Annotated in this window: 13 protein-coding genes; 12 read left to right on the forward strand and 1 reads right to left on the reverse strand. The window is 48.0% G+C overall.

The genetic code is table 11. The features are described 5' to 3' along the window. The first annotated feature begins 59 nt into the window (after positions 1-59). The 11 genes from yceD (at position 60) to KXJ80_RS11330 (ending at position 8,762) form a co-directional block, all read left to right on the forward strand. The gene (gene yceD, locus KXJ80_RS11280) at positions 60-584 is read left to right on the forward strand and encodes a 23S rRNA accumulation protein YceD (protein WP_011072716.1); all 525 of its coding nucleotides are present in this window, start codon (positions 60-62) and stop codon (positions 582-584) included. A gap of 17 nt (positions 585-601) precedes the next feature. Next, positions 602-772, forward strand: coding sequence for a 50S ribosomal protein L32 (rpmF, locus tag KXJ80_RS11285; protein WP_011072715.1), 171 nt, complete (start codon positions 602-604; stop codon positions 770-772). A gap of 15 nt (positions 773-787) precedes the next feature. Then, positions 788-1,816, forward strand: coding sequence for a phosphate acyltransferase PlsX (gene plsX / locus KXJ80_RS11290; protein ID WP_037419691.1), 1,029 nt, complete (start codon positions 788-790; stop codon positions 1,814-1,816). A gap of 9 nt (positions 1,817-1,825) precedes the next feature. Beyond that, positions 1,826-2,785, forward strand: a complete 960-nt coding sequence (locus KXJ80_RS11295) for a beta-ketoacyl-ACP synthase III (RefSeq protein WP_099458279.1) — start codon at positions 1,826-1,828, stop codon at positions 2,783-2,785. A gap of 104 nt (positions 2,786-2,889) precedes the next feature. Next, a complete protein-coding gene (fabD, locus tag KXJ80_RS11300) occupies positions 2,890-3,816 on the forward strand; it encodes an ACP S-malonyltransferase (protein ID WP_099458278.1) in 927 nt (308 codons plus the stop codon). Between the two features lie 9 nt (positions 3,817-3,825). Continuing rightward, positions 3,826-4,572, forward strand: a complete 747-nt coding sequence (gene fabG, locus KXJ80_RS11305; protein ID WP_011623152.1) for a 3-oxoacyl-ACP reductase FabG — start codon at positions 3,826-3,828, stop codon at positions 4,570-4,572. A 163-nt stretch (positions 4,573-4,735) separates the two neighbouring features. Further along, on the forward strand, positions 4,736-4,969 hold the full coding sequence (gene acpP / locus KXJ80_RS11310) for an acyl carrier protein (RefSeq protein ID WP_006081231.1): 234 nt from the start codon (positions 4,736-4,738) through the stop codon (positions 4,967-4,969). 209 nt (positions 4,970-5,178) lie between these two features. Further along, entirely contained in the window at positions 5,179-6,417 is a 1,239-nt protein-coding gene (gene fabF / locus KXJ80_RS11315) for a beta-ketoacyl-ACP synthase II (RefSeq protein ID WP_037427243.1), read from the forward strand. Between the two features lie 178 nt (positions 6,418-6,595). Continuing rightward, positions 6,596-6,964: a hypothetical protein gene (locus KXJ80_RS11320; protein WP_037419714.1), complete on the forward strand. Its 369-nt coding sequence runs from the start codon at positions 6,596-6,598 to the stop codon at positions 6,962-6,964. 116 nt (positions 6,965-7,080) lie between these two features. Then, positions 7,081-7,560 carry an acyl-CoA thioesterase gene (locus KXJ80_RS11325; RefSeq protein ID WP_037419717.1) on the forward strand — a complete coding sequence of 160 codons (480 nt, stop codon included), beginning with the start codon at positions 7,081-7,083 and terminating at the stop codon, positions 7,558-7,560. Positions 7,561-7,886: 326 nt separating this feature from the next. Continuing rightward, a complete protein-coding gene (locus KXJ80_RS11330; protein WP_172590644.1) occupies positions 7,887-8,762 on the forward strand; it encodes an NAD(P)-dependent oxidoreductase in 876 nt (291 codons plus the stop codon). A gap of 96 nt (positions 8,763-8,858) precedes the next feature. Here the strand turns inward: KXJ80_RS11330 and KXJ80_RS11335 are convergent, their stop codons facing one another. Then, the gene (locus KXJ80_RS11335) at positions 8,859-9,707 is read right to left on the reverse strand and encodes a D-hexose-6-phosphate mutarotase (RefSeq protein WP_218738762.1); all 849 of its coding nucleotides are present in this window, start codon (positions 9,705-9,707) and stop codon (positions 8,859-8,861) included. Between the two features lie 227 nt (positions 9,708-9,934). Between KXJ80_RS11335 and KXJ80_RS11340 the strand changes: the two genes are divergently transcribed. Continuing rightward, positions 9,935-11,725, forward strand: a complete 1,791-nt coding sequence (locus KXJ80_RS11340) for an acyl-CoA dehydrogenase C-terminal domain-containing protein (RefSeq protein ID WP_218738761.1) — start codon at positions 9,935-9,937, stop codon at positions 11,723-11,725. The last annotated feature ends 220 nt before the right edge of the window (positions 11,726-11,945 follow it).

An 11,945-nucleotide genomic window follows, 5' to 3' on the forward strand; every position in this document is an offset into this window, starting at 1 on the left:
ACTTAAGTAAGAAATTTTTCTTTGACTCTAGCGTTTTCAAACTATAATATGCGCGCCTTATGCAAACAGTAAAGATACCGGTTTCAATTGATCCTATTCGCGCCGCCTCGAGCCGTTCTACCTATGAGGGGATTGTGCCTGGGCAGCAATTGAAAAGATTAAATGAGTTATGTGCCGGCGACTGTTCCGATGTGGCAGTGTCGCTTGAATGTGGCGTAGATTTGCAGGGGATAGTCTACCTGAAAGGGAAGGCTGTGACGGAGCTCACTCTGGTTTGTCAACGTTGCATGACACTATTTACCACTGAGGTTACGGTCGAGTTTTGCTTCGGTCCATGCCGGACTAAGGCAGAAATCGATGAGCTCCCGGATGCGTATGACCCAATTGAGTGCAATGAGATTGGCGAAGTACGTCTGCATCAATTGATCGAAGATGAATTGATAGTCGCTATGCCCATCATCCCGATGCATGAAGAAACTGATTGCAATATCGGGTCAATGGATATAGTTGTAGGCGAGATCGAACCCGCTCAAGAGGAGCGTCCAAATCCGTTTGCAGTGTTAGAAAAACTGAAGAGCAAGTAATCTAGGAGACAGGGCCAATGGCTGTACAACAGAATAAAAAATCTCGTTCAAAGCGCGGTATGCGCCGTTCACATGACGCACTGAGCACTGCTCAGCTGTCTGTAGACGCTACCAGCGGTGAAGTCCATATGCGTCACAACGTGACTGCTGATGGTTTCTATCGCGGTAAAAAGGTAATCAACAAGTAATTTGTTGGTTTCCTAATGACGAGTCTGACGCTCGCGTTAGATGCGATGGGTGGCGATCATGGCCCCCACGTCACAGTGCCTGCAGCTTTGCGGGCACTAAAATCTCATTCTTCCCTTAAAATCATTTTAGTCGGTGATAAGACTGAAATAGATGTCTATCTGCACCAAGCAGAACAAGAGTTACTCTCCCGTATTGAAGTCATTCACACCGATGAAGTGGTGAGTATGTCTGACAGGCCCGTGCACGCTTTGCGCACTCGTAAAAATAGTTCTATGCGTTTATCGATTGAACTGGTGCGAGATGGACGTGCTGCTGCGTGTGTGAGTGCGGGAAATACCGGCGCGTTAATGGCGATGGCCAAGGTGCTGTTAAAAACCTTGCCCGGCGTGGACAGACCTGCATTGGTCAGTTGTTTACCCTCCGTGACGCAAAAGCCAGTTTATTTATTGGATCTAGGTGCCAATATTTCCTGCGATTCCGAAACGCTATTCCAATTTGCCGTGATGGGCTCAGTATTGTGTGAGGCCGTGGATAAAAAATCTCGCCCTAAAGTCGCACTCCTTAATGTAGGCACAGAAGAAATCAAAGGCAACGATCAGGTTCAACAAGCGGCACAAATACTGCAAAACACTGATCAGATTAATTACACCGGCTTTATTGAAGGTGATGAAATCTATTCTGGGAATGTTGATGTGATCGTTTGTGATGGTTTTGTGGGTAACATCACGCTCAAAACCTCTGAAGGCATTGCCAAGCTATTGGTACATCAGTTAAAACGGGGCCTAACCCAAGGTTTCTTCGTGCGTTTTTTGGCAAAACTCATCGCCCCCCGCATTCAGGCGGTTCTCAGCCAGATGAACCCCGACCACTATAATGGTGCAAGTCTGATAGGATTGCGCGGCATAGTTGTAAAGAGCCATGGAAATGCGGATGAAACTGCCTATTTACAAGCAATTAGTTTGGCAGTGACTGAAGCGCAACGTCGACTCCCCGAAATGATAAAAGATCGTTTGGAGTCGATTCTTTTAGATATAAATAACTGATTCCTCCTTATGCATACAAAAATTCTCGGAACTGGTAGTTACCTACCGGTGCAGGTGCGTAGTAATCAAGATTTGGAAAAAATGGTGGAAACCAGTGACCAATGGATTGTTGAACGCACTGGTATTTCAGAGCGCCGCATTGCAGCGCAAGACGAAACTGTCTCAACGATGGGCTATCAGGCGGCATTAAATGCGTTAGAGATGGCCGGTATTGAGGCATCAGATTTAGATATGATCATTTGCGGTACAACCAGTGCGGCAAATGCATTCCCTGCCGCGGCCTGCGAAATCCAAGCCATGCTCGGTGTGCACACCATTCCAGCCTTCGATATCGCGGCGGCTTGTTCAGGCTTTGTGTATGCCTTATCGGTTGCGGACCAATTCGTTAAAAATGGTACCGCGAAAAAAGTATTAGTGATTGGTGCTGACGTTTTATCCCGTCTGTGTGAGCCGGAAGATCGTACCACCATCATTCTGTTTGGGGATGGTGCGGGGGCGGCGGTTATCGGTGCTTCCGATGATCCCGGGATTATTTCAACCCATATTTATGCCGATGGTCGTCAAGGCGATTTGCTTAAGTGCGCTTTCCCACCACGTCAGGGGGAAACCTCTGAAGCGGTTGGTTTTATGACGATGAAAGGCAATGACGTCTTTAAAGTGGCGGTGACTCAGTTATCCCATGTCGTGACTGAAACCTTGCGCCTGAATAATATCGATAAGTCGGAAATCGACTGGTTGGTGCCGCATCAGGCTAACTTCCGCATTATTAATGCCACGGCGAAAAAGCTAGACATGAGCTTAGATAAAGTTGTGTTAACCCTTGCTAAGCATGGTAATACCTCGGCGGCTTCGGTACCTATTGCTCTGGATGAAGCTGTGCGTGATGGTCGGATCCAACGTGGTCAGCTCTTGCTGCTCGAAGCCTTTGGCGCTGGTTTTGCGTGGGGCAGTGCGCTCGTCCGTTTTTAACCGTATCTGTATACGAATAAATTCCTGCTCATCGTTATCTTGGTTAGCCGTCCAAGATAACGGTTTAGTGTTCAATAAATTAAGTTCGCCATAGGTAATTTGATATGGAAAATGTAGCTTTTGTATTCCCAGGCCAAGGTTCACAGGCCCTAGGCATGTTAGCCGAACTGGCTGCTGTACAGCCGATTGTGGGACAAACCTTTGCCGAAGCGAGTGAGGTGTTAGGGTATGACTTGTGGGCATTAGTGCAAGACGGCCCCGTTGAAACCTTAAATGAAACCGATAAAACTCAGCCTGCTTTATTAGCGGCAAGTGTGGCGATTTGGCGTGCCTATGTTGCCTCTGGTAAAGCTATGCCTGCGATGTTAGCGGGTCACAGCCTAGGCGAATATTCTGCATTAGTTTGTGCTGGTGTCATCGACTTTAAAGATGCGATCAAACTGGTTGAACTACGTGGTCAATTGATGCAGCAAGCCGTACCCGCCGGTACTGGCGCTATGTACGCGATTATCGGTCTAGATAATGACGGTATTGCTAATGCGTGTATTGAAGCCGCTCAAGGCGAAGTGGTAAGCCCAGTTAACTTCAACAGCCCTGGCCAAGTGGTTATCGCCGGTCAAAAAGATGCGGTTGAACGCGCCGCTGCGGCCTGTAAAGCTGCGGGCGCCAAAATGGCGGTAGCCTTGCCTGTCAGCGTGCCATCACACTGCGCATTAATGAAACCTGCTGCTGATAAATTAGCTCTTGCGTTAAACGATGTGCAGTTTAATGCGCCGAGCATCACCGTTATTAATAACGTAGATGTGGCATCACCCACTGTGGTTGCCGACATTAAAGATGCGCTGGTGCGTCAACTGTATTGCCCTGTACGCTGGAGCGAAACCGTTGAATTAATGGCCGAAAAAGGTATTACCCAGTTAGTTGAGTGTGGTCCTGGTAAAGTATTAACAGGTCTTGCGAAACGCATTAATAAATCTCTTTCTGCCCAAGCAGTTAATGACGTTGCATCCCTTGCCGCGTTAACTGAATAAGGAGTTTGTATGAGTATCAATCTGAGTTTAGCGGGCAAAGTTGCCTTAGTGACAGGCGCGAGTCGTGGTATTGGCCGCGCGATTGCCGAAACCTTAGTCGAAGCCGGTGCGATTGTGGTTGGAACTGCCACAAGTGAGAAGGGCGCCGCAGCAATTCAAGAATATCTGGGTGACAAAGGTTTTGGTTTAGTGCTTAATGTTACCGATAGTCAATCCGTCACCGATTTATTCGATTCGATCAAAGAAAAAGCGGGTGATGTTGATATTCTAGTCAACAACGCGGGTATCACCCGTGATAATTTGCTGATGCGAATGAAAGATGATGAATGGAACGATATCATCGATACCAACCTGACATCATTGTTCAGACTATCAAAACCTGTGATGCGTACCATGATGAAAAAGCGTTTCGGCCGGATCATCAATATCGGTTCAGTGGTAGGCACTATGGGCAATGCAGGTCAAGTTAACTACTCGGCAGCAAAAGCTGGTTTGATCGGATTTACAAAATCTCTTGCAAGAGAGGTTGCATCTCGTCAAATTACAGTTAATGCTATCGCTCCTGGATTTATCCAGACCGATATGACTGATGAGCTGACCGAAGATCAGCAAAAAGCTATCATGTCTCAGGTTCCGATGGAACGATTAGGGCAAGCGCAAGAAATTGCCAATGCCGTACTCTTCTTGGCGTCGGACTCTGCCGCTTATATCACAGGCGAGACTTTGCATGTGAATGGCGGAATGTACATGGTTTAAGGGCGGATGGCAGGGATACTGTCGCAACTGAGTAGTGATCTGTATCAATTGGTCGCTAAATTTCGTGGTTAGACCACGAAAACTAAGCTTGCATTGTCAGCCAAATCTAATAAACTACTCGCAATCTTACGCAAGTGCGTAATTTGAATAGGAAAGAAAACTAATGAGCAACATCGAAGAACGTGTAAAGAAAATCATTGTAGAGCAACTGGGCGTTAAAGAAGAAGACGTTAAACCAGCGGCATCTTTCGTTGACGATCTGGGTGCAGATTCTCTGGACACTGTTGAGTTGGTTATGGCTCTGGAAGAAGAGTTTGATACCGAGATCCCTGATGAAGAAGCTGAAAAGATCACTACTGTTCAAGCAGCGATCGATTACGTTTCTAAGAATCAGTAATTCTGAATTCTAGAGAACAGGCGGCAAATATGCCGCCTGTTTTTGTTTTATCCCCGCCTAATTCTGCAATAGTGCCATTCAATCGTCTCTGGAAGCTGTGTTGAATTTATCCATGAGATGCTCGCCGCAGATTGGCGAAGACATTTTAATGATAGAATCGCATTTGTCTGTCATAACTTAATCTATTTAGCATTCAAAAGGTGACTGCCGTGTCTAAACGTCGTGTAGTGGTAACCGGTTTAGGGTTAGTAACGCCCGTGGGCAATACTGTCGACACTACTTGGAAAGCCCTGCTTTCGGGTAAGAGTGGGATTGCGCCCATAACTAAATTTGATGCCAGCGAATTTACCACTCGTTTCAGTGGTTCTGTAAAAGATTTCGATGTTGAGCAGTACTTAACTAAAAAAGACGCCCGCAAAATGGACCTCTTTATTCAGTATGGTATGGCTGCGGGCATCCAAGCTATCCAAGACTCAGGTCTGGATATGAGCAAAGAAAACCCTGGCCGTGTGGGTACCGCAATCGGTGCTGGCATGGGCGGTATGTGGTTGATTGAACAAAACCACAGCGCGCTATTAAGTGGTGGCCCTCGTAAAATTTCGCCTTTCTTCGTGCCAAGCACCATTATCAATATGATTGCCGGCCATTTATCGATTATGTACGGTATGACGGGCCCTAACTTTGCCGTCACTACCGCCTGTACTACCGGTGTGCATAATATCGGTTTTGCGGCGCGCACTATTGCCTATGGCGATGCTGACGTAATGGTTGCCGGTGGCGCCGAAGATGTGACTTGTCCACTCGGTGTTGGTGGTTTTGGTGCGGCCAAAGCGCTGTCAACCCGTAACGATGACCCAACGGCGGCCAGTCGCCCATGGGATAAAGACCGTGATGGTTTTGTCATCGGTGATGGTGCGGGTGTGATGGTGATGGAAGAATACGAGCACGCGAAGGCGCGCGGTGCGACCATTTATGGTGAACTCGTCGGCTTTGGTATGAGTGGTGATGCGTTCCATATGACATCGCCTCCAAGTGATGGAGCGGGCGCTGCGGCCGCTATGGTCAATGCAGTGAATGATGCTAAGCTGCCATTTGAAAAAATTGGTTATATCAATGCGCACGGCACTTCAACGCCTGCGGGTGATAAAGCTGAAGCGGCTGCGGTGAAATCTGTGTTTGGCGATCATGCCTACAACCTGCTTGTCAGCTCGACTAAGTCTATGACGGGTCACTTGCTGGGCGCTGCGGGTGCGGTTGAAGCGATTTTCACTCTGCTTGCGCTGCGCGATCAAGCCGTACCACCGACCATCAACCTCGATAATCCAGACGAAGGCTGTGATTTAGACTTCGTGGCGCATACTGCCCGTGATGTAAAGTTAGAGTATGCTCTGTGTAACTCCTTCGGATTTGGTGGCACTAACGGTTCATTGCTGTTTAAGAAAGTCTAAACAGCGGTTAGCTCGATAAAAAATGCGCCTACTGGCGCATTTTTTTATGCTCGAATTGTGCCTAATATCACTTTCTAACCTGCTGATATCCAAATAGTTAACCTTTGTTCATCAAGCTTGTTTAATGCCCTTTGCCGCCGATAATGACAGGCATATTCTATTTAAAAGGAAATCTGTCATGTTAAACCCTCTGGTGATCCCGCTTGTGCCTATCGTTGGTGCCGTAACCGCAAATTTGACCGAATTAATTCGTGGTGAATCCAAAGCTTGGCATCCTAATATGGATATCGGCATGAAGACCTTCACCTTTGCGATTGCGGCATATGTGTTGGTGTGGTTCGCCTTATTGGTGACCGCCATCAGTGTCGGTGGCAGTAACCATATGTCATCGGGATTTGAAGTGATTGGGCTGTTTTTGGCTGGGTTGGGTGTTTACACTTATGGCAAGGGCACTCGCTTTGTTAGCAGTCAATTACAGCTGTGGTTGTATCGCCTGGCGTTGCCGGGATTATTACTCTCCTGTGGGCTGATAAGTTACTTTGGCTAAATCGGTTCTCTTCACTGGGGCAATCGTAATTATCTTTACGCTATTGCGCATTTCTATCGTAAACTCAACTTATTGCAAAATCATTGAGCCACAGAGGCTGAATAAGTTGAGGTTATATGGCTGGTATCGATAGACAAATTACCCTGAGATTTTTGTCAGAACCCGCAGATGTGAATTTTGGTGGTAAGGTTCACGGTGGCGCTGTGATGAAATGGATTGACCTTGCGGCTTATGCCTGTGCTGCGGGCTGGAGTGGTAAATATTGTATTACCGCCTATGCGGGTGGAATTCGATTTGTTCAGCCAATCCTCGTGGGAAATATCGTCGAAGTCAGCGCTAAGGTGATTTATACCGGTAAGACCTCTATGCACATCGGTATTGATGTGCGGGCAGGGGATCCTAAGGTCTCTGAGCGTCATCTCACCACTCACTGTATCGTCATCATGGTTGCCGTGGATGAAAATGGTCAACCTACACCCGTGCCTGAATGGGTGCCGCAGACTGAGTATGATATTCATCTGCGTGATTCCGCACTGCGCTTAATGGAAATGCGCAAGAAAATTGGCGCCGAAATGGAAGCACACGTACAAAAGTGATTTGAGTTAGTTATAAAAACAAAGGCGCCTCTGTGCGCCTTTGTTGTTTCTGTCGAACACTGCGTTTGTTGCCAAGGGCATTTTTACTCTGACGCTCGCCTAATCGAGTGCTACACTGCCGCCACCGTTTTAGCTACAGATTGACCTTTTAAGTTGAAACACTTGCTCGCATTTTTTTAGTTTGGGTAGGGTCTTTCTCGGAGTAACATAAGCGCGCATCCTGTGTGTCGTTAATCTATTGTGTTAATTCAGTGAGGTTAAATGAACGCAGTGCAAATGTGTGGTGTAAAACGTTTCACCTTGTTTATCAATTAAAGGAGTTCCTCATGGCAAAAGTCGCATTTATTGGTTTAGGCGTAATGGGTTACCCCATGGCAAGACACTTACTCAACAAGGGCCATGAGGTTACTGTGTATAACCGCACTTTTGCCAAGGCACAAACCTGGGTCGAGAACTACGGTGGTCGCTGCTGCCCAACGCCTAAAGAGGCGGCAATCGGCCAAGATATTGTTTTTACCTGTGTAGGCAACGATAACGACTTGCGTGAAGTGGTATTAGGCAATGATGGCGTGATCCATGGAATGGCGCCAGGCACAGTATTGGTGGACCATACGACGGCTTCTGCCGATGTGGCCCGTGAATTACATAAAGTGCTGGCCGAAAAAGGCGTCGATTTTCTCGATGCGCCTGTATCGGGTGGCCAAGCTGGTGCCGAAAATGGCGTACTGACCGTGATGGTCGGGGGCGATCAAGCCGTGTTCGAGCGTGTCAAGCCCGTTATCGAGGCGTTTGCGCGCTGCGCTGAGCGTTTAGGTGAAGTTGGTGCCGGCCAGCTCACTAAGATGGTCAACCAAATTTGTATTGCAGGTGTGGTTCAAGGCCTTGCCGAAGCGCTGCAATTTGCTCGGAAGGCCGGTCTTGACGGTGAAAAAGTGGTGGAAGTGATCAGTAAAGGTGCGGCGCAAAGCTGGCAGATGGAAAATCGCTACAAGACCATGTGGGGCCAAAGCTATGATTTTGGTTTTGCCGTCGATTGGATGCGTAAGGATTTAGGCATTGCCCTAGAAGAGGCTCGTCGCAATGGCTCGCACTTACCCTTAACCGCGCTTGTGGATCAGTTTTACTCAGAAGTTCAAGCCATGGGCGGTAATCGCTGGGACACCTCAAGCTTGTTAGCCCGTTTTGAGAAAAACCCTAAGTAGGCGGTTATTGCCAAACAGCTGGCCATAGTGAATTTGATAGTATAAAAAAGCCCAGTCATGCACTGGGCTTTTCATTGATGAGGTGATAAAGACCGATTAGTCTGCCCAGCGAATATGGGTAACTAAACTGTGGCTCTCGCCGGGAGCCAGCGTTAACTTATCTTCAAGCACATTGGCGGCTTCGAGACACACCATGGTGAGATAGTCATCGTCATTAAAGCGGGCAAGACGGGTCGATTTTTCAATCCAAGGGTTCCACAGCACGGCCGAGTGGCTATTTTCACGGCTCACTTCAATCACACCTTTGGGCGTATGTAAGTGTTGTACTGGACCTAGGTTGGTGTACACACGGTCGGTTTCGCGGTCAAATAACACGTCATCCGTCGTTTGCGGGTAAGGCCCTTCGGCAAACTCAATATATTGAGCACCGCTAAAACCAGTGGCTTTAAGCTGGTGAATATCTTCAATCGGAAAATAGCTGTGTAGCGCTTGGGTGAGTGTAACCGGCACATCGCCAAGGTTAGTGTTAACTAAGCTGATACTTAAGGTTTCACCTAAGGTAAAGAATACGTTGACTTGGGTATGGTGCGGCCAAAAGATCTTATCTTCTTCGCTGATGGCTAAGCTAAAACGTAAATCCACCAGTTGATTACGCATCTCAACCGACTCGAGTGTCCAAATTCGGGTGCGGGCAAAACCATGTTGCGGGAAATTAGCTTGATTGCTCATACCAAACCAAGGCCAGCAGACGGGCACTCCGCCACGGATCCCATTACCGGGTTGATAGTCATCCGCTGAAGACACCCATAACAAGGGGGGCTTACCTACGGGTTGAAAATGATCGATTTGCGCGCCCTGTAAAAAAATCCTTGCTTGGCATAACGCAGTGTTCACTTCGACATAATCGAGCCCGTTTGCGTGTTTTTTGGTGGTAACAGAACCCATAGTAACAATATCCTCAACCTGATGACGTATCAGCAATACAGACACTTAGCTTACAAACTTTTGCACTTGAGCATAAGCCTTTGTTGCGATCAATTTACGGTTTTGCTGTTCGATTGTGCAAACAAAAGTCACTGCACAGAGGCTCAGATGCTTCCTTTTTCAACAGATTTAGCTAAAGTGGTCAGAGCACTTAGTCCATTGCCATAAAACAAGAAAGGGAAGCGATTATGCCAGTCTATCAAGCACCACTGCGTGACTATCAATTTATCCTCGATGAAATGTTGCATATTTATCAGCAAGATGCCCTAAAAGGCTTCGATGAAATCGACCCCGATCTGGTTGATGCCATCCTACAGGGTATGGCGGATTTCAGTACTGAGGTGATGTTGCCGTTAAATAGCGTGGGGGATGTGCAGGGCTGCAAACTCGTGGATGGTAAAGTGGTTACCCCCGAAGGTTTTGCCGACGCCTATCAGCAATTTGTCGACAATGGTTGGCCGACACTGACCTGCGATCCCGCCTACGGTGGCCAAGGACTGCCCGAAGTAGTCGGGATTTTCGCCACCGAGATGCAAACCTCGACTAACATGGCCTTTGCCATGTATCCCGGCCTTACCCACGGCGCCTATGCGGCCATTCATGCCCACGGCAGTGAGGCACTTAAACAGAAGTATCTAGCGAAATTAGTGAGTGGTGAATGGACTGGCACCATGAACCTCACCGAATCCCATGCCGGAACCGACTTAGCACTATTGCGTACTAAGGCCGTGCCTGCGGCGGACGGCTACTTTGCGATCACTGGTGAGAAGATTTTTATCTCTTCGGGCGACCATCAATTTACCGATAACATAGTGCACTTAGTGTTAGCACGCTTGCCCGATGCGCCCGAAGGGGTTAAGGGCATTTCGCTGTTTGCTGTGCCCAAAGTGTTAGTGAACAGCGATGGTAGTTTAGGAGAGGCGAACAGCCTCTATGCCAGTGGGCTTGAGCATAAAATGGGCATCCACGGCAACTCAACCTGTGTGATGGTATTTGAGGATGCACTCGGTGAGTTAGTGGGAGAACCCCACCAAGGGCTGCGCGCCATGTTTACCATGATGAACCAAGCGCGTTTGGGGGTTGGAATGCAGGGATTAGGCGTGTCCGAAATCGCCTATCAAAATGCCTTAGCCTATGCCAAGGACAGATTGCAGAGCCGCGCCATTAGTGGCGCTAAAGCGCCTGAAAAAGCTGCCGACCCGATTTTGGTACACGGTGATGTGCGCCGGATGTTGTTATCGCAAAAAGCCTTCAATGAAGGTGCCCGTGCACTTGTTGGCCAGCAGGCGCTGTGGCTTGATGAGGCTGAGCGCCATAGTGATCCTGCAAAAGCTAAAGCGGCCTCGCAATTAGCGGCCTTGTTTACGCCAGTGGTGAAGGGGTTTATCACAAACCGAGGCTTTAATGCCTGCGTGGATGCGCAGCAAGTGTTTGGCGGTCATGGTTATATCCACGAGTGGGGGATGGAGCAATTTGTGCGTGATAGCCGTATTGCACTGATTTATGAAGGCACGAATGGTATTCAGGCGCTCGATTTAGTTGGGCGTAAACTGCTGAGCGATCGCGGTGCTGCCATGCAGCAATGGTCAGCGCTGGTTACTGAGTTTATTCAATCACAGGGCAAAGATGCGCAAATGCAGCCCTACGTGAGTGGGCTAGTGGATTGCGCCACCGATTTACAAAAGGCGAGTGGTTATTTAGCGAGCCATGCAGCAAGCAATCCCGACATTATCGGCGCCGCATCGATGGCGTATCTGGAGTTATTTGGCATTACGGCTCTGGCATGGATGTGGGCGCGTATGGCCAAGATTGCGCTAACTGCGCTCGCAAATGGCACTCAAGAGGCGGAGTTTTACCAGGCTAAACTGAAAACGGCGGACTTTTATATGGCGTATTGGGCTGTGCAGAGCCGCAGCCTGCGTAAACAGTTGGAGCAGGCGAGTGAGATGCTAACCACGCTTGATGAGGCTGTTTTTTAAGTTTTTATATTCAAAGCGTATAGCCACTAAAAACAGTAAAAAGCCAGCAGAGTGATGCTGGCTTTTTTATTGGAGATGGCTTTCGTTAAACGCCATTCAGTAAGTGCTATGCACTAAGAGTCATGCCGCTATATCCACACATAACGAGTAGACTCTCTTTACAATTGTTACAAACCCTGACCGATGTAAATTTAAATGAGAATTATTGTCATCTAGCAAT

Source organism: Shewanella xiamenensis (genome assembly GCF_024971755.1).
GTDB lineage: Bacteria > Pseudomonadota > Gammaproteobacteria > Enterobacterales > Shewanellaceae > Shewanella > Shewanella xiamenensis.

What these genes read in the sequence shown, in the direction of transcription:
- yceD (WP_011072716.1), top strand. Translation starts at nt 60, where the DNA reads ATGCAAACAGTAAAGATACCGGTTTCAATTGATCCTATTCGCGCCGCC.
- rpmF (WP_011072715.1), top strand. Translation starts at nt 602, where the DNA reads ATGGCTGTACAACAGAATAAAAAATCTCGTTCAAAGCGCGGTATGCGC.
- plsX (WP_037419691.1), top strand. Translation starts at nt 788, where the DNA reads ATGACGAGTCTGACGCTCGCGTTAGATGCGATGGGTGGCGATCATGGC.
- KXJ80_RS11295 (WP_099458279.1), top strand. Translation starts at nt 1,826, where the DNA reads ATGCATACAAAAATTCTCGGAACTGGTAGTTACCTACCGGTGCAGGTG.
- fabD (WP_099458278.1), top strand. Translation starts at nt 2,890, where the DNA reads ATGGAAAATGTAGCTTTTGTATTCCCAGGCCAAGGTTCACAGGCCCTA.
- fabG (WP_011623152.1), top strand. Translation starts at nt 3,826, where the DNA reads ATGAGTATCAATCTGAGTTTAGCGGGCAAAGTTGCCTTAGTGACAGGC.
- acpP (WP_006081231.1), top strand. Translation starts at nt 4,736, where the DNA reads ATGAGCAACATCGAAGAACGTGTAAAGAAAATCATTGTAGAGCAACTG.
- KXJ80_RS11320 (WP_037419714.1), top strand. Translation starts at nt 6,596, where the DNA reads ATGTTAAACCCTCTGGTGATCCCGCTTGTGCCTATCGTTGGTGCCGTA.
- KXJ80_RS11325 (WP_037419717.1), top strand. Translation starts at nt 7,081, where the DNA reads ATGGCTGGTATCGATAGACAAATTACCCTGAGATTTTTGTCAGAACCC.
- KXJ80_RS11330 (WP_172590644.1), top strand. Translation starts at nt 7,887, where the DNA reads ATGGCAAAAGTCGCATTTATTGGTTTAGGCGTAATGGGTTACCCCATG.
- KXJ80_RS11335 (WP_218738762.1), bottom strand. Translation starts at nt 9,707, where the DNA reads ATGGGTTCTGTTACCACCAAAAAACACGCAAACGGGCTCGATTATGTC.
- KXJ80_RS11340 (WP_218738761.1), top strand. Translation starts at nt 9,935, where the DNA reads ATGCCAGTCTATCAAGCACCACTGCGTGACTATCAATTTATCCTCGAT.